This window comes from Streptomyces sp. NPDC096310 (assembly GCF_044763125.1).
Lineage (GTDB): Bacteria > Actinomycetota > Actinomycetes > Streptomycetales > Streptomycetaceae > Streptomyces.
In genome coordinates, this window is the sequence record NZ_JBIWFO010000019.1 from 42,683 (window position 1) to 62,509 (window position 19,827).

A 19,827-nucleotide genomic window follows, 5' to 3' on the forward strand; every position below is an offset into this window, starting at 1 on the left:
ATGTCGGCCAAGGGCACCACGCAGCTCTTCTTCGCCTGCACGCAGTACGCGGCGGCGACCGTCACGGCGGCGATCCGCGCCGGGCTGTTCGGCCCGCGCGCGGAGCACCGCAGGATCCTCGTCATCAGCGACACCTCGTCCTCCCCCGAACTGGGCACCGCGCTGGAGTCGCTGCCCGGTTTCCGCCCGCTGCGGCCCGAGTACGACGAGATCCGGTCCTGGAACGACTTCGTACGCCCCTTCCACCCGGCCGGCTGGTCCCCGCGCGAGCAGGACGCCACGCTGTGGCAGCGGGCCGTCCGGGAAGCGTGGGGGCTGGGCGACACGCCGGTGGAGATCGCCTGTGAGTCGATCCAGGCCAACCCGTCCCAGGCGGTCGCGACCATCTTCGGCGACAGCCCGATCCATGTGTACGCGGACGGGCTGATGAGTTACGGGCCCACCCGGAGCAAGCTCGACCCGCTGATCGGGGGGCGGGTCGAGCGGCTGCTGCACCTGGATCTCGTACCGGGTCTGAAGCCGCTGCTGCTGACGGAGTTCGGCGTCGAGCCGGAGATCATCCCGGACGAGACCTTCGTGAAGGTGCTCGCGGAGATGGCGGACGCGGAGAGCGCGGCGGGCACGGACTTCGGCGGCGCCCCGCTCGGTGACACCTCCGACGAGCCGCCCGCGCTCATCCTCGGCCAGTATCTCTCCGCGCTCGACATCCTCACCGTGCCGGAGGAGGAGGAACTGCATCTGGGGATGGTCAGGGGCGCGATCGCCCGGGGCCACCGGAATGTCGTCTTCAAGCCCCACCCCTCCGCGCCCGCGCAGTGGTCGCGCAGGCTGGAGGAGGAGGCCGCGTCGCTCGGCGCCACGCTGACGGTACGGTCGGGCCCCGTGCTGGCCGAGGTGCTGTACCAGCGGCTGCGCCCCGCCCTCGTCATCGCCTGCTTCTCCACGGCCCTGTTCACGGCGCACGCCTTCTACGGATTGCCGGTCGCGCGTACGGGCACGGAACTGCTGCTGGAGCGGCTGGCCCCGTACCAGAACAGCAACCGGGTGCCGGTGACGATCGTGGACGCGCTGCTGCCGCCGCTGGAGAACACGGCGGGCACCTCCGGGGGCGCGGACGCGGCGCGGGGCGGGAGCGCGCCGTACGAGCCGTACGAGCGGCTGTCCGAGCTGGTCGCGGCCGTCGGGTTCGCGATGCAGCCGCAGATCTACCGGGGTCTGCGCCCGGCCGCCGATGCCTTCCTCTCCCGGCATCTGACCCCGCGCACCTCGGTCTACTTCAAACGCCGCAGGCTCGCGGTGCTGGCGCTGCCGGGCGGTGTGCCCACACAGCTCGCCTTCATCCCGCGCAACGCGACGGTCCGCAGGGTCGCCCGGCACGCGCGCTCGTTCAAGAAGGCGGCCCTGGGCTGAGTGCCCGGCCGGCCACGTGAGGCGGAGCGTTGCGACCAAGCGCGGCGCTCCGCCTCACGTGGTCCGTACGGAGCCCGCGTTCATCCATTCCACGATCTCCACTCCACGATCGACGCATCGACGCAGGGACGAACGGAACCCCGGAATGACACAAACGACCCTGGCCAAAGCACCGGAGCCGGCGCCCGAGCCAGTGGGCGCCCCGGCCCCCGCGGCGCCCCCCGCGAGGGAGAACCGCCTGCGCGCCTTGGACGGCCTGCGGATCCTCGCCGCCCTGATGGTGTGCACCTTCCACTACGCGGGGAAGGGGCAGGTGGAGCACGCGTGGGGCCAGTCCCCGAAGGAACTCTTCCCCGATCTGTCGGCGGTCGCCACCTACGGTTCGCTGGGGGTCCAGCTCTTCTTCGTCATCAGCGGCTTCGTCATCTGCATGAGCAGTTGGGGCCGTTCGCTCGGTGACTTCTTCCGCTCCCGCGTCACCCGGCTCTACCCGGCCTACTGGGCGGCCATCGTCCTCGTCACCGCCGCGTGCGTGGCCCTGCCGTCGGTCATCGCTCCCCTGCGCCTCAACGAGGTGCTGGTGAACCTGACGATGCTCCAGCAGCCGATGGGGGTCGACCGGGTCCTCGGCGTGTGCTGGACGCTGTGGGTCGAGGCACGCTTCTACCTGCTCTTCGCGCTCTTCGTGGTGTGGAAGGGCGTCACGTACCGCCGGGTCGTCATCTTCTGCTGCCTGTGGACGGTGGCGGGGGTGTTCGCCCGGGTCGCCGACCACCCGCTCACCGACGAACTCGTGATGCGCGACCACGCCCCGTTCTTCATCGGCGGCCTGGCGCTCTACCTGATCCACCGGTACGGCAGCGATCTTCTGCTCTGGTCGATCGTGGGCACCAGCTGGCTGCTCGGCCAGCGCTACTCGACGACCGCGCTGTGGGACCCGAACGCGACCAGCGTCTTCCAGGAACGCTCCCCCTACGTGATCCTGCTCCTGGTCACCTTCGCGTTCGGCGCGGTGGCGGCGGTGGCGCTCGGCTGGCTGCGGTGGGCGAACTGGCGCTGGCTGACCTTCGCCGGGGCGCTCACGTACCCCTTCTACCTGATCCACGAACACCTGGGCTGGTTCGTGATCGCGGTCTACCACCGGAAGTTCGGTCTGGACGCGCGGCTGACGTTCGTCGCCACGGTCGTCTCGCTGCTCGTGCTCGCCTGGCTGATCCACCGGCTGGTGGAGAAGCCGGTCGGCCCGCGCATGAGGCGGATGATGAAACAGCAGGCGGAGCGGCTGCGCACGTCGTAACGTCTCGGCACGGCCCACGTACGGGCGGCGGCCCGGGAGTTCGGCTCTCCCCGGCCGCCGCCCGCCCGGATCACCAGGCCCAGCGCTGCTCCGCGCCGCCGTTGCAGGTCCAGATGATGGCGGCGGTGCCGTTCGCCGTGGAGCCGCCGTTGTCGAGGGACAGGCACTTGCCGGACTTCACGTTCACGAGTTCGCCGGTGTTGTAGAGGACCCAGGACTGCTCGGCGGAGCCGTTGCAGGTGTACTGGATCGCGGCCGCCCCGTTGGCGGTGGAGCCGCCGCCCGACACCGAGAGGCACTTCCCGCTCTTGAGATTGAGCAGCCCGGCGCTGTCGAACGACCAGTACTGTTCGTCGCCGCTGTTACACGTGTACTGAATGGCGGCGGCGCCGTTGCCGGTGGAGCCACCCCCCGATATGGAGAGGCATTTACCGCTCTTTCCATTGACCAGCGTCGCGTACACGGCATTCTGGTCGGCGGAGGCCGTTCCCGTACCGGCGAAAACGGCCGCGGTCGCCACTCCGACGGCGAAAACCCCACGCATGACGGCAGTACGCATGATGACCAGCCCCTTCAGGAATCAACTTCGGGAATCTACTTCGGGAATCAACTCGGGAATCAACCGGAACAACACCCGGATCTTGTCAGAGAATTCTGCGGAAATATCGGCCGTTTCCGGCCGTACCGGAAAAGGAACGCCAGGTACGGCGTGGGTGACTTTCCCGTTTCGGCCCGTCGAACGGAAGGGAAAGCGGCCGCACGGGTCCGCCCGGAACGGATCGCTCCGGGCGGCGGGGACCGCCGCCGCCCGTGCCGTGATCGGCCGGATCCGCCCCCTTGCGGTTCCAGCGCGTGTCCGGCCGCTCACCCACGGGTGCACGGATCGCCGGGGCGCGCGTGACACGGCCGACCCGATCGGCCTGACGGAATGGCTGACAGAGGCGGGCCGCCTCTACACTCCACACAGCGTCGCGTTACGCGATGTGACGGTCGAACCACAGGGAGTGGGCATGAAGGCGAGCAAGGGCGACCGGCTGGTCATGCACGGCAGGGTGGTCGGCAAGCACGACCGCGTCGTGGAGATCGTGGAGGTGCTGGGCCCGGAGGGCACGCCGCCCTTCCGGGTACGTGCCGAGGACGGCCACGAGACGATCATGTCGCCGGGCCCGGACACGATGGTCGAGCACCGCAAGGGCAACGACTGACGGCCCGGGACCGGGCCCGTCAGTGGGCGATGGTGTCGATCAGCTCCCGCGCGCCCTGGCGCAGCAGCGCGAGGGCGACGGACGCGCCGAGATCGGCCGGGCTGAGCAGCCCGGCCCACTCGTGGGCGTTGAGCACGGTCTTGCCGTCCGGGGTGAAGACACAGGCCCGCAGCGAGAGATCGCCGTTGGGGCGGGCGGTGGCGTATCCGGCGATGGGGCTGTTGCAGTGCCCCTGGAGGACATGCAGGAACATCCGCTCGGCCGTCGTCTCGCGATAGGTGTCCGTGTCGCCGAGGCCGCTGACCGCGTCGATGAGCGCCGTGTCGTCCTCACGGCACTGGAGGGCGAGGACCCCGGCGCCGATGGGCGGGCACATCGTCTCGGGCGAAAGAATCTCCGTGATCACGTCGGTGCGCCCGATCCGCTCCAGCCCGGCGGCCGCGAGCAGCAGCGCGTCGGCCTCCCCCGCGGCGAGCTTCTCCAGCCGCCGGTTGGCGTTGCCCCGGAACGGGACGCACTCCAGATGCGGGTGCGAGGCGGCGAGCTGGGCGATCCGCCGCACCGACGACGTACCGACCCGTGTCCCCTCGGGAAGCCGGTCGAGGGTCAGCCCGCCGGGATGGATCAGGGCGTCACGGATGTCGTCCCGCTTGAGAAACGCCGCGAACGTCGTCCCCGCAGGGAGTGGCCGGTCCGCCGGTACGTCCTTGACGCAGTGCACCGCGAGATCGGCCTCGCCCGCGAGCAGCGCGGCGTCGACCTCCTTGGTGAAGGCGCCCTTCCCCTCGACCAGGGAGAGGTCGCCCAGCCACTTGTCCCCGGTGGTCTTGACGGGCACGACCTCGGTCGCCGTACCGGGATACAGCGCCCCCAGCTCGGCACGGACCCGCTCCACCTGGGCCAGGGCCATGGGCGAGTCGCGGGAGACGATACGGATCAGCTCAGGAGCGGACATGCCTCCACGATAGACCGCCCGCGGGCTGCCCCAGGACCGCCGTCGGGGTGGACGCGGCGCCCCAAGGCGCCGTCGGACGCTGCTCAGTGAGAGCTTCGCCGCCGCTCGGTGAAAGCTCAGACGCCGCTCAGTGAGAGCTTCGCCGCGAAGCCCAGGAACATCGCCCCCGCCGCCGTCGTCATCCCCGCCGAGAGGCGCCTACGGCGGCGGAAGGCCGCCGCCAGGCGCGTGCCGCCGAATATCAGCGCCGAGAGGTAGAGCGCGCTGGCCACGTTGGCGAGGAGCCCCAGCAGGACGAAGGAGAGCGCGGGGTGGGCGTAGCCGGGGTCGACGAACTGGACGAAGAAGGAGATGAAGAACAGGATCGCCTTCGGGTTGAGCAGACTGATCATCAGCGCCTTGCGGTACGGGCGCTCGGCCGCCGGGGCCGTCTCCCGTCCACCGGCGGCGACCGCCTCGACCCGTTCGTGCCGGGCGCGCCACATCGACCAGGCGGCGCGCAGCATCCCGACGGCCAGCCAGGTCAGATATCCGGCGCCCGCGTACTTCACGATGCCGAACAGCACGGCGTTCGCCTGGAGGAGCGAGGCGACACCGGCCGCCGAGAGCACCATCAGGACCGTGTCACCGCACCAGACGCCCGCGGCGGCCGTGTAGCCCGCGCGTACCCCTCGCCGGGCCGCGACGGAGAGCACGTAGAGGGAGTTCGGGCCCGGCAGGAGAACGATCAGTGCGAGGCCGACGAGATAGGTCGGCAGATCAGTGACACCCAACATGTACCGGAGTGTCGCATACGAGTTCGACGCCTCGCCCGGACAATCCGGCTGCCGGACACCGCCCCCGGGACCGCCCTGGAGCGGGGCGCCCGGAGGTGTCGTCACGTCTCAGTACGCGTCCACCGGTACGTACGTCCCCCACACCTCCCGCAGCGCGTCGCAGACCTCCCCCACCGTCGCCCGCGCCCGCAGCGCCGTCCGCATCGGACGGAGCACATTGACCGTGCCCGCCGCCGCCTCCCGCAGCTCCGCGAGCGCCCCGGCCACCGCCGTGCCGTCCCGTTCCGCGCGCAGCCGCGCCAGCCGCGCCGCCTGGCGGGTCTCGATCTCCGGGTCGAGCCGCAGCGGGGTGTACGGCTCCTCCTCGTCCAGCGTGTACCGGTTCACGCCGACGACCACCCGCTCGCCGCTCTCCGTCTGCCGGGCGACGGCATAGGCGGCGCGCTCGATCTCGCCCTTCTGGAAGCCGCGTTCGATGGCGCCGACCGCGCCGCCCATGTCCTCGATCCGGGTCATCAGCGCGAGGGCGGCGGCCTCCACCCCGTCCGTGAGCCGCTCGACGGCGTACGACCCGGCGAACGGGTCGACGGTCGCGGTGACGTCCGTCTCGTACGCCAGCACCTGCTGGGTACGGAGCGCGAGGCGTGCCGCCTTGTCGGAGGGGAGCGCCAGGGCCTCGTCGTAGGAGTTGGTGTGCAGCGACTGCGTGCCGCCGAGGACCGCCGCGAGGCCCTGGACCGCGACCCGGACGAGATTGGTCTCCGGCTGCTGCGCGGTGAGCTGCACGCCCGCCGTCTGGGTGTGAAAGCGCAGCATCAGCGATCTGGGATTCCGCGCGCCGAACTCCTCACGCATGATCCGGGCCCAGATCCGGCGCGCGGCACGGAACTTGGCCACCTCTTCGAGGAGCGTCGTCCGCGCGACGAAGAAGAAGGAGAGCCGGGGCGCGAAGTCGTCCACCGCCATACCCGCCGCCAGCGCCGTCCGTACGTACGCGACGCCGTCCGCCAGGGTGAACGCGATCTCCTGCGCGGGCGTGGCCCCGGCCTCCGCCATGTGGTAGCCGGAGATCGAGATGGTGTTCCACTGCGGGATCTCGGCGCGGCAGTACCGGAAGAGGTCGGCGACCAGCCGCAGGGAGGGCTCCGGCGGGAAGATGTAGGTGCCGCGCGCGATGTACTCCTTCAGTACGTCGTTCTGGACGGTCCCGGTCAGCTCCCGCGCCGGAACGCCCTGTTCCTCCGCGACCAGTTGGTAGAGGAGCAGCAGCACGGCGGCGGGCGCGTTGATGGTCATCGAGGTGGACACCTCGCCGAGCGGGATCCCGTCGAACAGGACCCGCATGTCGTCGATCGAGTCGATCGCGACCCCGACCCTGCCGACCTCGCCGCGCGCCAGGGGCGCGTCGCTGTCGTACCCCATCTGCGTCGGCAGGTCGAAGGCGACGGAGAGGCCGGTCGTGCCGTGCGCGATGAGCCGCCGGTAGCGGGCGTTGGACTCGGCGGCGGTGCCGAACCCGGCGTACTGCCGCATCGTCCACGGCCGGCCGGTGTACATCGTCGGGTGGACGCCCCGGGTGAACGGGTACGCGCCGGGCTCGCCCAGCTTCTCGGCGGGGTCCCAGCCGGCCAGGTCGCCGGGCCCGTACAGCGGCTCGACGGGCACGCCACTCTCGCTGAGCCTGACGCCCCGTCGTCCGCCAGGTCCACGGGGAGGACCCGTCGTCGGACTCGTCGTCGAGTCGGTCGTCGGATCGGTCGTCGGGTTCGTCGTCGGGTCCGTCATGGGATGCCGCCTCCCGTCGCTGACCACCGGTCACCACGGACTGTAGCGGCGGCCGGTCGTCCGCGCGCCCCGGGAATTCGGGAGTTACGGGCACACGGGCGGTGTCGGCGCGGGATCATGTCACTCCGGTCACTCCGGTCCGGCAGCCCGCCGGGAACCGTCTTCTTCCTCTTCGGGGAGCCGCGAAGATGCTCACGACGTCCACCTTGTGCAGAGGGTTCGCCACGGCCGCCGTACTGGCCGTGAGCGTGGGTTGTACGGTGCAGCCGGGCACGGGCGAGCCCGCCGGCGACGCCAAGGGCGGGGGCTCCCTGGGGGTGAGCATCGGCCCGCTGCCCGAGCGGACCACGGCCACGCCCACCCCGCCGCCCGCGCCGGCCCCCACGGCCGCGTCCGCCCGCCCCGCCACCGACCGCACGGCGCCCCCGGCACCCACATCCGCGCCGCCCGGGACCCCGGCGCCGAGCCCGACCCCGACACGGACCGCGCCCAGGACGCTGATGACGACCGGCAGCCAGAGCGACCAGGTGCGCGAACTCCAGGCCCGGTTGGGCCAGATCGGTTACTTCGACCGCGCGCCCACCGGCTACTACGGCTCCGTCACCGCCGCCGCGGTCTCGGCCTTCCAGGACAGACGGGGGCTGCCCACGACCGGGGCGACGGACACCGTCACCTGGCAGCGCCTGCGTGGCATGACCCGTACACCGACGGCCGACGAGCTGACCCCGCCCACCACCAAGCCGGTCGCCGCGCCCGATCCGCGGTGCATGAAGGGGCGGGTGATGTGCATCAGCAAGACGAGCAGCACGCTCTCGTGGATGATCGACGGAAAGATAAAATCGTCGATGGACGTGCGCTTCGGCTCGGAATACACGCCCACGCGCGAGGGGACGTTCACGGTCGGCTGGAAGTCCCGGCACCATGTCTCGACGCTGTACGACTCCCCGATGCCGTACGCGATGTTCTTCAGCGGCGGCCAGGCGGTGCACTACTCCGCGGACTTCGCGGCCCGCGGCTACTCGGGCGCCTCGCACGGCTGTGTCAATGTCCGGGACGAGAAGAAGATCGCCGCCGTCTACGCCCAGGTCAAGACCGGCGACAAGGTCGTCATCTACTGGTGAGAGGCGCGGGCGGGACCGGGGGAACGTGTCCCGCCCGCGCCGATGCGCCGAGCCGAAGGTACGGGGGGAACCCCGGCTCAATGCGCTGCCGATGACCAGTCGGCTCACTCTGTACTGCGTCAGGGCCCCGAAAAGTGTCACACCGGACGTCACGGGACCGAATAACAGCAGGTCAGGAGGGGTCTGACGGAGACTGCCCAGGCGGCGTCGGCGCTGTGGGTCCGGCCGGTTCGGCCGGTTCCGACGAGGCCGCCGACAGCGGGGGCGCCGAGTCGGTCGCCGGTTCGGCCGGGCTCTGCGACGCCTCCGGGGCCTCCGGGGACGGCGCGCCGTGCGCGGGGGGTGCGATGGTCGGCCGGGTGGGCGGCGCGGGGGTGAGCTGCGGCTGCCCGCTCTCGCCCTGGCCGCCTCCCTCGCCCTGGCCGCCCTCTTCTCCGTGGCTCTCCTGGCCGCCCAGGTCGCCGTAACCGTTCCGGTCCTTGCCGCCGCCGTCCCGGTCCTTGCCACCGCCCCGCAGGTCTCCGCCGAGCAGCCGGTCGCAGTAACGCTCCGTACCCCCGGGCTCGTCGGCCGCCGCGTCCAGCGCCTTTCTGCGCTCGGGGTCGATCGCGCCGCTGCGGTAGTCGCGGCAGGCGTCGACGGTCGCGCGGTACCGGGCGCCGGACGCCGGGTCCGTGTTCGGTACGAACGGCTCTCGGTGGCCGTCCGCCGACCTGCCGGTGGCGTGCTCGTCCCCCTCGGCCTCGCCCCGTACACCGTCGTCCGTCGCACCGCCGTCCCCGCCCCGCGCGGTCCCCGCCGTCGAACCGGGCGAGGAAGGGCCGACGGGCGCGCGCCCGCCCGCGCCGTCCGCGCTCGGGCGGTCCGAGGGCGGCACGGCCCGGTCGTGGCCCCGGTCGGCGGAGCCGGACGACAGCGGTCGCGGGGAGGCGCCCGCCGAGACGGAGCTGGCGGGCCCGGGCGCGGGTCCGCCGAAGAGCGAGGGCAGTACGGTGGCGCCCGCCGCGACGGAGAACCCGCCCAGCGCGCAGCCGGCCACGGCGACGACCAGCCCCCGGCTCAGCGGACGGCAACGCCGCCGGGTCCGTACGGCCCTGGGCGCCAGGGCGAGCCGTACCGTACCGAGCAGATCCGTGGTGCCGTCCGGTTCGGCGGCCTGCCGGAAGGCGGCCAGGGCGGCGGCCTCACCGGGCAGTTCCGCATCGTTTGCGTACGTGACGGCGGACATGTCCCGCAGTGCCCCGGAGAGCCGTTCCCGCCGGGCCCGCACCTCCGCGTCCGGCGCCTCGACAGGCTCACCGCGCAGCAGTCTCTCCGCCGTGTCCTTGTCGAGCCACGCGTCCCGCTCGTCGGCCATCACATGTCCTTCTGCGTCCGCAGGCGCGAATACGTCACACCTGTGGAAGCGGCGGCTCCCGGTCGCGGGGTGCGCTGCGGGGGTACGGCGGCCAGCTCGGCACGGGGGGCCACGCCTGAGGGATCGATACCCGGAGCTGGAGGAGCGTCGTCGGCCGTGTCCGCGTCCGCGTCGAGGAGTTCGGCCAGCCGCTTGAGCCCGCGGTGCGCGGCCGTCCGTACCGCACCCGGACGCTTGCCCAGGGTCTTGGCCGCGCTCTTCGCGTCGAGCCCGACCACCACCCGCAACACAACGGCCTCGGCCTGGTCCTGCGGAAGCCGGGCGATCAGCTCCATCGTCCGGCCGGTCGCGAGGGCTTCCATCGCCTCGTCCGCGGTGTCCGAGTCGGCCGCCTTGCCGGTCAGCTCCGTCTCGTCGGCGCCGATGGCCGGGCGTCTGCCGCGCATCCGGAGGTGGTCGAGGGCACGGTTCCGGGCGATCCGCGCCGCCCAGCCGCGGAACCGGTCGGCGTCACCGGTGAAACGGCCGAGGTCACGGGCGATCTGGAGCCATGCCTCGGAGGCCACGTCCTCGGCGTCCGGCTCGCCGACGAGTGTCCGTAGATAGCCCAACAGCCGCGGGTGCACCGCGCGGTACACAGTACGGAAGGCGTTCTCGTCCCCGTCCTGTGCCGCGAGCACCGCAGCGGTCAGCTCCGCGTCGTCCCCCAGCACTCCCACACCTGTCCTGAAATCGCGGCCGCTCCCTGCCGCGCCGCCCCACGCGTTCCTGCACGCTACGGCTTTACCCGGTCCGCGTCCACGCCTAGTACAACCCGCAACAACTTGCGGGCGTTATGAGGTGTGACACAAAACGCCCACGTGACGCTGAGAGAAATGCGGGGCCGTGCTGCGGCTCCGGCGGACGGCGACCGGGGCCTCTCCTGTGGGGGGTGGCGGCCCCGGTCGTCCTCTGCTTTCCATGCCCCGACCTGGGACGATGCTCGGCATCGGTGCCCCACGCGGCCACCGCGTGACCAACCGGTCGATGCCGACCCCTACTGGGCCATGGCGCAGCCCCGGTCAGTGGCGCCTCACGCTGACGCGGCGGGCCCCGGTCGTGACCACCACCTCGTCCCAGCAGGTGTCCAGGAACTCGGACGGCTGGAAGCAGGGCCCTCGATCGCCATTGTGTACACCTAGAACATCCGGTACCTTTGAGCGCATGACGCAGATGCCCATAGAGTCCATCCGTGATGTCCGCGCGCACCTTGCCGAAGTCGTCGAGCGGGCCGATCGCGATGACCAGCCCACCGTGATCACGCGACGAGGAAAAGAAGTCGCCGCCGTCGTCTCGATCGACGTCCTGCGCAAGTACCAGCAGTGGGAAGAGCGCGAGATCAATCGCATCATCGACGAGCGGATGGCGAACCGCTCGGCCGGCGTCCCCATCGAGGACGTCATGAAGGAGACGCTGGCACGCAGTGAATGAGCACAGCGTGAGTGAGTACCGCACCGTCTTCCGGCCCGAGGCACAGGCCGAACTGCGCAAGATCCCGCGCGACATGGCGCTCCGCATCCTCGCCAAGCTGACAGAACTGGAGAGCGACCCTCTCGGCTTCAACACCACCGCACTCGTGTCGCAACCAGAGCGCCGTCGCCTACGGGTCGGCGACTATCGCGTCGTCTACACGATCGACAACGGAGAACTGGCGGTGTGGGTCATCCACGTCGGACATCGCTCCACGGTCTACGACATGCCGTAGAGGGTGGGCAGATCAACGAGGAGGAGATCGTCCCGGCGCTCGGCCAGGTCCACCAGGTCGGGGTAGAAGCCGTGCAGTGAGTACAGGGCCAGCGTGGTGGCAGCGGTGTCGTATCCCTGATCTGCGAGCAGGACACGGATACGTTCCAGACGCTCCAGGTCACCGGTCCCACGGCGGGCGGCGGTCGCTTTGGCCTCACCCAGCAGCGCGATCCTCGCGCGGGGAGCCTGCGGGCGCTCACCGGCGGCGAGGGCGATCACGTCGACCTCATGCTTCGTCCGGGCGGCCTGGTCGGCGACCTCGGTGGTACCGACCGGGCCGGACAGTCCACCGGGCAGCAGGGCGTGGGCGTAACGGCGGGTGAAGTCGCGGGCCAGGTCCTCGAAGTGCGGCCCGAGGATCTTGGAGTTGAAGGTCGGGGCTGCCTGCTGCCACACCTGTTCGGCGAAACCCTGCTCCACGGCGGCGGCCTGCGGAAGGGTGATGAGCTGGTTGAACCGGATGATGGGGTCGGCGAGCGTGATGACGGGGTGCCTGGAGCGGAGGATGTCCTGTTCCCGCCGGATGTAGCCGGTGGATTCCAGCACTCCGAGCGGGTGCGCGACGGCATTGCGCGGGCGTTCCAGAGCGGCACCGATCTTGCTGGGGGTGGTGGCGCCTTGCGCGATCGCGGTGAGGATGTCGTAGTACAGCGTGTGCTGGGTGATCCTCGGATCTTCGCGCAGCAGGTACTCGGTCTCGGTACGCGAGAACACCGCCCGCCCCGGGTCGAGCAGCGTCCGGGTCAGCCAGGCGTCGAAGCCGTCGTCCGGATGCGGCCGACCCGCCACCGGCCGGTAGCCTGGCGCGCCGCCCAGAACCGCGTGCACCTTCAGCGCGGTCAGAGGGTCGGCGATCTGCCAGAATTCCCGGCTGTCGCGATAGTCGAAGGCACCCAGCCGTAGATCGACCACGGCACGTCCCCGCAGCGGCTTGGTCCCGGAGAGCAGTTCGTGCATGACGCTCATCGCGGAGCCGCACAGGATCAGCCGCGGCCCCGGCCCGGCACCGGGCAGGGCACCCCGCTGGCGTTCGTCGTAGAGCTGTTGCAGCAGCCCCGGGATTTCCGGCGAGTGCTGAAGCAGATACGGCAACTCGTCGATCACCAGGAGCGGATGGGACGAACGGGCGGTCACATCAAGGGCGTTGACCAGGACGTCACGCCAGTCGGACAGGCGCAAACTGCCCGGACGCAGAGCGGCGTGGGTAGCGACCGCGTTACTGAACCGCTGGATCGCCGGCAGCCGCCCCTCCTCCCGGACCGCTGTGACGTACAGGCCGCCGACCTGCTCGGACAGGGCCTGCAGAAGGTACGACTTCCCGTGCCGCCGCCGCCCCGACACGATGCCGAGCCGCATCGCCGGATCCGGATCGGTGAGGAACTCCGCGAGCAAATCCCACTCCCGGTCCCGGTCGACCACGTCGCCGGGCTTGGCCGGCAGACTCCTCTTCACTCGCTCTCCTCACCACATCAAGCACGACGGATTCTGACCAAGTCTACTTCGACGCAATCCGTCATACTGGAATTCACCATCGTGCTGCGGCAGCCGACTCCAGAGAATCCGCCGGGCGTCGCGGGCAGAGACACGACGGCCTCCAGCCCGCGCCTACAGGCGCCTGCGGGCACCCACGGCCGCCGCCCTCGAACCAACACTTCTGGCACCCGCCACGTGCAGCAACAGCGCGAGCCTGCGGGCACAGGTGACGGCACTGGGCAGAGCGACCGACCCGACCACCTCACCCACACCACCTTCACCAGGCCCCTCCGCACGGCGGGCCTCCGCCGCATCCGCTTCCACGACCTCAGGCGCTCCTGGAACAGGAGGTCGAACTCGTCGTGATCAAGGAACTTCTCAGCCACGCCCACATCGGCGTCACCGTCGGCGTCTACGCCCACGTCCGACTCCGCCTCCAACGCCAGGCCATCGAAAACCTCGGCAACGCCCTCGCCCAGGGCGACGGAGCCCCGGAGGACCCATCCGCCACAGCCGTCGTCCGCTGACGTTGCCGTCAGCGTTGCCGTCAAACACCCCAGAAGCCCCTCCCGGAAACATCCTCCGGGAGGGGCTTCTATAACAAGATCGCACCTATCCGTATTGGAGCGTATTCGACTCAAGCGGCGGAAAAATCCACACCAAGCGAATTCGTCAACGACGGAAGGTGATCAATTCCGTGTAGCATATTGCCAGATGGTCTCAAATTCTCCGGCTTCTATTTCAGACGGGGTGAACTCTTCCAGTTCAGCTAGCTCCTCGATACTCGGCGTCGCTATCTCGCCAAGCATCGTAGTTCCCTTCGATGTGACCGAATCAGCAAAGTCGCATCGGCCATCCAGATATACGTCGATTTTGCGCACCTCGTATCGCTCATCATCGATTTCACTGAAGAGAGTCACAGGCTCGTCAGGGAAGTCGTGATGCCAGATCACCTTGAGATACTTCATGGCCCTATTGGCCCCCTTCCGTGACCTACGATTCTATTCGACACGTCGAGTACACCGCCGTTAAGGACGAAGACGCCCTCGCGATCTGGAGCCTTCACTACGCCGAGCCCACGAACATCGATTGCAACGTAGTGGCTGTACCTCTGCCCTCCCCACGGAGTTCCGTGCAAAGCCCTGGCAAGCTGACCAGGGCGCTTGGTTCCAGGCTTGACGTCTGTGAAGTATTGGCCATCGCCGTACTTCGCGTCAGTCGGCCTTGCCGCCTTCGTGGACGGCCAGAGCTCGCCACTTTCGCGAATTCCGTTCATCCCGTCCTCGGTCGTGTAGTGATAGAGGGTATCGGGAACTTCGTTACAGTTGTGAACCAGGACCGGCGTGGCCCCCGCCAGCACATAGTACGTGTGCTACGCGAACCCCTCGGCCTGCATTTCTACAGGTCAAGTGCAGTTTGCCGGTCCGGTGAAGTGCATAGGTGTCCGTGGTTGTGCGGGGTTGTTGCCGTCACTACTGCCGTCAGTTGGTTCAACCCAGGTACGGGCTCTCGCGCTGTTCCAGGAAGTGTTGGAGCCTGAGCCGTTGGGTGTGGTGCATCGGCAGCTGTTCGATCTCTTCCGGTGGCACGAACCGGAGCTCGGTGGACTCGTCGGAGATTCCCAGCCGACCGCCGGTGATGCGGGCGGTGAAGCAGACGTTGAACTGTCGCCGGACCTCGCCGTCGGTGTAGGCGATGATGTGTTTCGGGTCGGTGTAGGTGCCGACCAGGCCGGCGATCTCCACGTCAAGGCCGGTCTCCTCTTTGACCTCGCGGACGGCTGTGCCTGGCAGGGAGTCGGTGAGGTCCATTCCGCCTCCGGGCAGGGCCCATAGGTCGTTGTCGCGGCGGCGCTGGAGGAGGATGCGCCCGTGATCGTCGGTTACGACGGCAGAGGCGGCGACGACCATGCTGTTCGGCTTGGGCGCGTTCGGCTCGTCGTAGTACTCGGTGCGGGCCACGGTCAGCCTTCCTCTCGTACGGGGGTTGCGGTCGCCCACACGGCGTCGAAGCTCTCGGCATAGGTGTTGAACATGCCGCTCTCCCGGTGTCGGCGAAGATGCCATACGGGGGCGGCGTAGGCGTTGACGCCCCAGACGTGGGCGTTGACGAGTTGCTGGTCGTCGGCGCGGTAGAGGGAGTTGTAGAGCGTGGTTTCGTGGGTGCGGACTTCGATGCCGGTGGTGCTGGCGAGCGGTCTGTAGTGCATGAGCGCGAGGCGGCAGCGGGATTCGATGCCGTGGCCGAACCGCTCTTCCTGGCCGCGGGCTTGGACGGTGTCGCTGTCGGCGTCCCCGATCGCGATGCGGACGGTGCAGCCTTCGGCGGCACGTTCGGAGAGGAGTTCGCTCAGCCGCGGGTACGCCTCGTGGAGGAAGACTGCCGCGTAGACGAGGATGTCGATCCGTTCCCGGGCCTGGGCCATCAGGTCGGTGAACGCCGAGACCGGGAGGTCGGCCCGCTGCTCGTAGAGCGCCACCAACTCAGGGCTGATGGCGCGGGCGGGGCGGGCCTGGCGGAGCGCCGGCCAGAGTGCGTGCACATCTTCTCCCAGGGCCTTTGCCGCCTGGAGGGCGGTGGCACGACGTGGGATACGCCCGAGGTTCACCCAGCGCTCGACCGACTTGGGGTCGACCTCGACCTGCTGAGCGAGTGCGGCGTACGTCCAGCCTCCCGCCGCCATGACGGCTCGTAGTCTCTCGTTCGGCACGAGTCTCCCCCTTCGTCTCAGGACGGCACTAGGGACGTTCTACATGGTGCAGGACGTCCCGAAGTGGGGTTTGGTGGAGGTTCCTTCGTCCCAGTGACCGACGTGAGGATCGGTGCCGACCCTGCGGCACCAACAGGCCCAGGGGCACGTATCAACGCCGCCGAGGAGCGTCACCGTGCGAATGAGCGCCACCCCATGTGTTCCCGCCCTGCGACTGGACGCCCGGTCGCGCGCCGCCTCGCCGGGGTGGTCACGATGACGGCCCCCACCCCTGATGCCTACGGGCACACCGTCTCGGCCGATGCCGGCGCCCTGGTGGTCGACCGGCGAAGCGGCAAGGTGGGCGTGGTGATGGGGCATGTGGGGCCGTACGTGCAGCTTCGGCCACCGCGCGGTGGCCGGGAGTGGGACGTGCCGCCCGAGGACGTACGTACGCCGACTCCGACGGAGGAGTTGAGCGCGAAGGTGGCCGTGGCCAACCGGAGGTGGGGACGGTGACCCCTCGATCAGTCCTGCGGTACGAGACCTGGACGCTCCAGCACGACCGCGAGCCGGACGCGGAGCCGGTCCTGTACGCGATGCAGTGCGCCGTGGACGGAGAGGCCTCACCGACAAGCGAGGACTTCGCCGAGCCGCAGGACTGGGTACTGCGGCACTGCGGTCAGAACCCGTCCCACCACACCTATCGGGAGATCATCACCCGCCCCTGGCGGACCTGGCGCCAGACGTGACCCGCCTCGTTCGCCCAAGCGTCGCACCGCGCTGACTCACCCGACTCCCGTCCCTGCCGGACACGACCGATCGAGGCTCCCCCGTCCTCGTCAGCCCCGGCAGGGACGGGCCCTCACGTGCGTGCCGTGCCCATGGCTGTGGGGGTTCTGGCCTCTGCCACAGAAAGTCAGCCACGACGGCGGGCGTGCCGACCGGCCACCCGCCACGTGTGTCTCGCTCAACCCCGTACCGACATCAGCCCAGTTATCTCCATCGTCACGACCCTCAGCCAGGCAGCAAGCATGGGCGTCCGGGACGGCGCGAGCCCGCCCGGCGGCCTCTCGGGTGCCCTGCTGGTCTGCTGCTGAGCGGTCGGCCCGGGGGCTTCCATTGGCAGCCCGGCCTACGCTCCCGGGCTCTGCGCGCCGAGTGGTCGGCGGCCGTCGCCAGCGGGGCGGCAGACAGGAGCGGGCGGCGGTCACCGACCGCCGGCGCGCGGCGACCCGCGTCAGCGGGACGCCCTTGACCAAGTAAAGAAACTCTGAACAGCTCACCCACTGCGACGGCTGGACAGGGCCGCCTGATGGGATGTGGACCGCTTGTCAGCGGCGCTTCTTCGCTTGGGAGAGCTTGTCTTCGAGTTCCTTGCGGGCTGCTGCGGGGTCGTCGTGGAGCGGTGGCGCGAGTTGGCCTCGGCGGGCCAGTTCTCTGGTGATTTTCCGCCCCTTCTCGACCGCCGCCTTGTAGGCGTCGCGGGTTCGGTTGAGCTCGTCGTGGAGTTGGCTGGCGAGCGCCTTGAGTTCGGCGTCGGAAAGGTGTGAGAACTCGCCGGCCGTACTCCGGGCCTGGCGTTCGAGCTCCTCGCGCTGGAGGTGCTGAACGACCTTGGAGCTGTAGTGCTTGCCCGGCGTGGGGGCGGTGCGGACGAAGACGCCACGTCCCTTGACTGCGTAGATCAGCCCCTCGCTCTTCAGGAGGCGGAGGGCGTTCTGCGCGCTCGAATCCGTGTTGCTCTGCTGCCGTCGGCGGTGTGCATCGCGGGCACCGACCAGCCGATCCGCCGTCTACGACCTGCTCCGCACCCGCCAGCTCGCCTCGATCACCCTCGGCCGCGCCCGCCGCATCCCCACCCACGCCCTCACCGACTTCATCCACACCCGCCTCGAACAGGACGCCGCCTGATGACCACGCCCCGCGACACCCCCGCCTCCCGCCGCGTCCGCGCCAACGGCGACGGAACCGTCTACCAGCGCAAGGACGGACGGTGGGAGGCCGCCGGATACGTCCTTGCCCCCGGCAACACCCGCAAGCGCATCCGCGTCTACGGCACCACCCGCAAGGAGGCCCTGGCCAAGCTCACCGAGAAGATCGCCGCCAGCAACCGCGGCCTGCCCACCGCCGCAGCCGATAGCACCGTCGGCGACTACGTGACGTACTGGCTGGGCACCGTCGCCGTCCATCACCTCCGCGAGAACACCCACACCCGCTACGCAGCCTGCATTCGCCTCCACCTCAACCCCGGCCTGGGTACCAAGAAGATCGCCCGGCTCACAGCCCGGGACGTGCGTACCTTCCTCGACCGGCTCCGTACCACCTGCCAGTGCTGTGCCCAGGAACGGGACACTGGCCGACGGCGATGCTGCGCCATCGGCCAGTGTTGCGGCAAGACACTGTCACCGCTGACCGTGACGTACGTTCACTCAGTCCTCAAGTCCGCCCTGGAGCATGCCGTTCGCGAGGACGAACTGCCGCGCAACGTCGCCCGGAACGTCAAGACCGCGACACCTCGCCCCAGACGCTTCCGGCCCCTCACCGCGGCCGAGACTAGGCAGCTCCTCCAGACGGCCAGCGGCGACCGGCTGCACGCCCTGAACGAACTCGCCCTGCGCACCGGACTCCGCAAGGGCGAACTCCTCGGCCTCCACTGGGAAGACCTCGACCTCGACAGCGGCACCGCCACCATCCACCGCTCCCTCCAGCGCACCCGAAGTCAGGGCCTGACCGTCCTGCACACCAAGACCCTGGCCTCCGAGCGGCGCATCGCCCTGCCCACCGAATGCCTGAGCTCCCTCAAGATCCACCAGGAACAGCAGCAGGAAGAGCGCCAGGCAGCCGGAACGGGCTGGACGGACAACGGACTCATCTTCACCACCCCGAAGGGCAGGCCGCTCGACCCCGGCAACCTGACCCGCCGCTTCCGCCGCCTCCTCCACAAGGCAGGACTCCGGACGATCCGTTTCCACGACCTCCGCCACTCGACCGCCACCCTGCTCCTGGAACAGGGCGTCGACCTCGTCGTCATCAAGGAACTCCCCGGCCACGCCCACATCGGCGTCACCGCCGGCGTCTACGCCCACGTCCGACTCCGCCTCCAACGCCAAGCCATCGACACCCTCGGAGGCGTCCTCGGATCAACCGACGACGCCCCCGACAACCCATCCGTCACAGCCGTCGTCCGCTGACGTTGCCGTCACCGTTGCCGTCAAACAGCCAAAGTGCCCCGCCGGAATCAATCCGGCGGGGCACTTTGTTGATGAAATGCGCGGTCTTTCACGACCCCCTATGAGATCAAGGGGTCGCGGTCGACACCAATTCCCTCATCCGGACAAGGAAAGGCATACCTTCCCTTTCGGCGCGCATCGCAGCATCACGGAACAGGAGCTTCTCGTCAGACTCATCAGCGCCAGACAGGAGGGCGATATCCCGCACTTGCTGCCCGTAGTGAGTCATCAACCTGTCCCACGAAACGTCGCCTTCGGCGCCTGGACGTTCGGCCTCGCCTTCCGCCCAAACAGAATCAACCTCAAGAGCGCCAATAACGGCATTGAATGCGCCACTTCGCGATTCTTCGAGGTAGGCGCGCAACGCCAGAGTCGCGGCAGAAATTGACTCCACAGTCAAAGCTTGCGCGAGGCCAAATTCATCAACCGTGTTGATCGACTCAAGGTCTGACTCTGCACTCCTGATCGCAGCCTCAAGCCTGGGAGCAAGTTCGATGGCAGAGGCGCCCGGCCTGGCGCGCAGAACTCGCCACGCCCCCACCAGGCCATCGTGAACCAATCCGTATCCTTCCAGCTCAGCGTGGGCCTCGCTGTACGCCTGATAGACGGGAAGAGTCCGGTGGGCTGCGGCCAGAGAGAGCACGAAGACTCTCTCCAGGGCCAGCTCGCCACATGCTGCCTCGATCCGGCCAATCTCTTCCTTTGTGAGCATTTGCACCCCTTCCGATGCCGCCACGATCG

Annotated in this window: 24 protein-coding genes; 12 read left to right on the plus strand and 12 right to left on the minus strand. The window is 69.4% G+C overall.

Annotated elements, in window-relative coordinates; genetic code table 11:
- Both ACIQ7D_RS28005 and ACIQ7D_RS28010 read left to right on the plus strand, forming a co-directional pair.
- Positions 1-1,410, plus strand: coding sequence for a polysialyltransferase family glycosyltransferase (locus tag ACIQ7D_RS28005; RefSeq protein WP_403942257.1), 1,410 nt, complete (start codon positions 1-3; stop codon positions 1,408-1,410).
- Between the two features lie 145 nt (positions 1,411-1,555).
- Positions 1,556-2,707 (plus strand): acyltransferase family protein, encoded by a 1,152-nt coding sequence (locus tag ACIQ7D_RS28010; RefSeq protein WP_403942043.1) that lies wholly within the window; start codon positions 1,556-1,558, stop codon positions 2,705-2,707.
- Between the two features lie 70 nt (positions 2,708-2,777).
- On the opposite strand, the gene ACIQ7D_RS28015 is transcribed toward ACIQ7D_RS28010, so the two are convergent.
- The gene (locus ACIQ7D_RS28015) at positions 2,778-3,266 is read right to left on the minus strand and encodes an RICIN domain-containing protein (protein WP_403942045.1); all 489 of its coding nucleotides are present in this window, start codon (positions 3,264-3,266) and stop codon (positions 2,778-2,780) included.
- Positions 3,267-3,717: 451 nt separating this feature from the next.
- Between ACIQ7D_RS28015 and ACIQ7D_RS28020 the strand changes: the two genes are divergently transcribed.
- Complete coding sequence (locus tag ACIQ7D_RS28020) at positions 3,718-3,912, plus strand: DUF1918 domain-containing protein (RefSeq protein WP_403942047.1); 195 nt, start codon at positions 3,718-3,720, stop codon at positions 3,910-3,912.
- A 19-nt stretch (positions 3,913-3,931) separates the two neighbouring features.
- On the opposite strand, the gene hemC is transcribed toward ACIQ7D_RS28020, so the two are convergent.
- From hemC to ACIQ7D_RS28035, 3 genes are all read right to left on the minus strand, one after another.
- Positions 3,932-4,867, minus strand: coding sequence for a hydroxymethylbilane synthase (gene hemC, locus ACIQ7D_RS28025; protein WP_403942049.1), 936 nt, complete (start codon positions 4,865-4,867; stop codon positions 3,932-3,934).
- 116 nt (positions 4,868-4,983) lie between these two features.
- A complete protein-coding gene (gene leuE, locus ACIQ7D_RS28030) occupies positions 4,984-5,643 on the minus strand; it encodes a leucine efflux protein LeuE (protein WP_403942051.1) in 660 nt (219 codons plus the stop codon).
- 108 nt (positions 5,644-5,751) lie between these two features.
- A complete protein-coding gene (locus ACIQ7D_RS28035; protein WP_403942054.1) occupies positions 5,752-7,308 on the minus strand; it encodes a methylmalonyl-CoA mutase in 1,557 nt (518 codons plus the stop codon).
- Positions 7,309-7,616: 308 nt separating this feature from the next.
- Between ACIQ7D_RS28035 and ACIQ7D_RS28040 the strand changes: the two genes are divergently transcribed.
- The gene (locus ACIQ7D_RS28040; RefSeq protein WP_403942056.1) at positions 7,617-8,549 is read left to right on the plus strand and encodes a peptidoglycan-binding protein; all 933 of its coding nucleotides are present in this window, start codon (positions 7,617-7,619) and stop codon (positions 8,547-8,549) included.
- 172 nt (positions 8,550-8,721) lie between these two features.
- Here the strand turns inward: ACIQ7D_RS28040 and ACIQ7D_RS28045 are convergent, their stop codons facing one another.
- The gene (locus ACIQ7D_RS28045) at positions 8,722-9,906 is read right to left on the minus strand and encodes a hypothetical protein (RefSeq protein WP_403942059.1); all 1,185 of its coding nucleotides are present in this window, start codon (positions 9,904-9,906) and stop codon (positions 8,722-8,724) included.
- Complete coding sequence (locus tag ACIQ7D_RS28050; protein WP_403942260.1) at positions 9,906-10,619, minus strand: RNA polymerase sigma factor; 714 nt, start codon at positions 10,617-10,619, stop codon at positions 9,906-9,908. The genes ACIQ7D_RS28045 and ACIQ7D_RS28050 overlap by 1 nt, the downstream gene beginning before the upstream one ends.
- Before the next feature lie 490 nt (positions 10,620-11,109).
- Between ACIQ7D_RS28050 and ACIQ7D_RS28055 the strand changes: the two genes are divergently transcribed.
- Positions 11,110-11,376 carry a type II toxin-antitoxin system Phd/YefM family antitoxin gene (locus ACIQ7D_RS28055; RefSeq protein WP_403942061.1) on the plus strand — a complete coding sequence of 89 codons (267 nt, stop codon included), beginning with the start codon at positions 11,110-11,112 and terminating at the stop codon, positions 11,374-11,376.
- A 7-nt stretch (positions 11,377-11,383) separates the two neighbouring features.
- On the plus strand, positions 11,384-11,650 hold the full coding sequence (locus ACIQ7D_RS28060; RefSeq protein WP_403942064.1) for a type II toxin-antitoxin system RelE/ParE family toxin: 267 nt from the start codon (positions 11,384-11,386) through the stop codon (positions 11,648-11,650).
- On the opposite strand, the gene ACIQ7D_RS28065 is transcribed toward ACIQ7D_RS28060, so the two are convergent.
- A complete protein-coding gene (locus ACIQ7D_RS28065) occupies positions 11,635-13,143 on the minus strand; it encodes an ATP-binding protein (protein WP_403942066.1) in 1,509 nt (502 codons plus the stop codon). The two genes, ACIQ7D_RS28060 and ACIQ7D_RS28065, sit on opposite strands and share 16 nt — an antisense overlap.
- Before the next feature lie 383 nt (positions 13,144-13,526).
- On the opposite strand from ACIQ7D_RS28065, the gene ACIQ7D_RS28070 reads away from it, so the two are divergent.
- Complete coding sequence (locus ACIQ7D_RS28070) at positions 13,527-13,691, plus strand: integrase (protein ID WP_403942068.1); 165 nt, start codon at positions 13,527-13,529, stop codon at positions 13,689-13,691.
- Between the two features lie 162 nt (positions 13,692-13,853).
- On the opposite strand, the gene ACIQ7D_RS28075 is transcribed toward ACIQ7D_RS28070, so the two are convergent.
- From ACIQ7D_RS28075 to ACIQ7D_RS28090, 4 genes are all read right to left on the minus strand, one after another.
- A complete protein-coding gene (locus tag ACIQ7D_RS28075) occupies positions 13,854-14,132 on the minus strand; it encodes a DUF6881 domain-containing protein (protein ID WP_403942070.1) in 279 nt (92 codons plus the stop codon).
- Complete coding sequence (locus tag ACIQ7D_RS28080) at positions 14,129-14,524, minus strand: HYD1 signature containing ADP-ribosyltransferase family protein (RefSeq protein ID WP_403942072.1); 396 nt, start codon at positions 14,522-14,524, stop codon at positions 14,129-14,131. The genes ACIQ7D_RS28075 and ACIQ7D_RS28080 overlap by 4 nt, the downstream gene beginning before the upstream one ends.
- 130 nt (positions 14,525-14,654) lie before the next feature.
- Positions 14,655-15,125 (minus strand): NUDIX domain-containing protein, encoded by a 471-nt coding sequence (locus ACIQ7D_RS28085; RefSeq protein WP_403942074.1) that lies wholly within the window; start codon positions 15,123-15,125, stop codon positions 14,655-14,657.
- Positions 15,126-15,127: 2 nt separating this feature from the next.
- Entirely contained in the window at positions 15,128-15,847 is a 720-nt protein-coding gene (locus ACIQ7D_RS28090) for an XRE family transcriptional regulator (protein ID WP_403942263.1), read from the minus strand.
- 282 nt (positions 15,848-16,129) lie between these two features.
- On the opposite strand from ACIQ7D_RS28090, the gene ACIQ7D_RS28095 reads away from it, so the two are divergent.
- From ACIQ7D_RS28095 to ACIQ7D_RS28115, 5 genes are all read left to right on the plus strand, one after another.
- Complete coding sequence (locus ACIQ7D_RS28095; protein ID WP_403942265.1) at positions 16,130-16,372, plus strand: hypothetical protein; 243 nt, start codon at positions 16,130-16,132, stop codon at positions 16,370-16,372.
- The gene (locus ACIQ7D_RS28100) at positions 16,360-16,605 is read left to right on the plus strand and encodes a hypothetical protein (protein ID WP_403942077.1); all 246 of its coding nucleotides are present in this window, start codon (positions 16,360-16,362) and stop codon (positions 16,603-16,605) included. Before ACIQ7D_RS28095 ends, ACIQ7D_RS28100 begins: the two co-directional genes overlap by 13 nt.
- Positions 16,606-17,205: 600 nt before the next feature.
- Positions 17,206-17,406 carry a hypothetical protein gene (locus tag ACIQ7D_RS28105; protein WP_403942079.1) on the plus strand — a complete coding sequence of 67 codons (201 nt, stop codon included), beginning with the start codon at positions 17,206-17,208 and terminating at the stop codon, positions 17,404-17,406.
- A 184-nt stretch (positions 17,407-17,590) separates the two neighbouring features.
- The gene (locus ACIQ7D_RS28110) at positions 17,591-17,767 is read left to right on the plus strand and encodes a DNA-binding protein (RefSeq protein ID WP_403942082.1); all 177 of its coding nucleotides are present in this window, start codon (positions 17,591-17,593) and stop codon (positions 17,765-17,767) included.
- Positions 17,767-19,047, plus strand: coding sequence for a tyrosine-type recombinase/integrase (locus tag ACIQ7D_RS28115; RefSeq protein ID WP_403942084.1), 1,281 nt, complete (start codon positions 17,767-17,769; stop codon positions 19,045-19,047). The genes ACIQ7D_RS28110 and ACIQ7D_RS28115 overlap by 1 nt, the downstream gene beginning before the upstream one ends.
- Positions 19,048-19,153: 106 nt before the next feature.
- On the opposite strand, the gene ACIQ7D_RS28120 is transcribed toward ACIQ7D_RS28115, so the two are convergent.
- Positions 19,154-19,822 (minus strand): hypothetical protein, encoded by a 669-nt coding sequence (locus tag ACIQ7D_RS28120; protein WP_403942086.1) that lies wholly within the window; start codon positions 19,820-19,822, stop codon positions 19,154-19,156.
- Positions 19,823-19,827 lie beyond the last annotated feature (5 nt).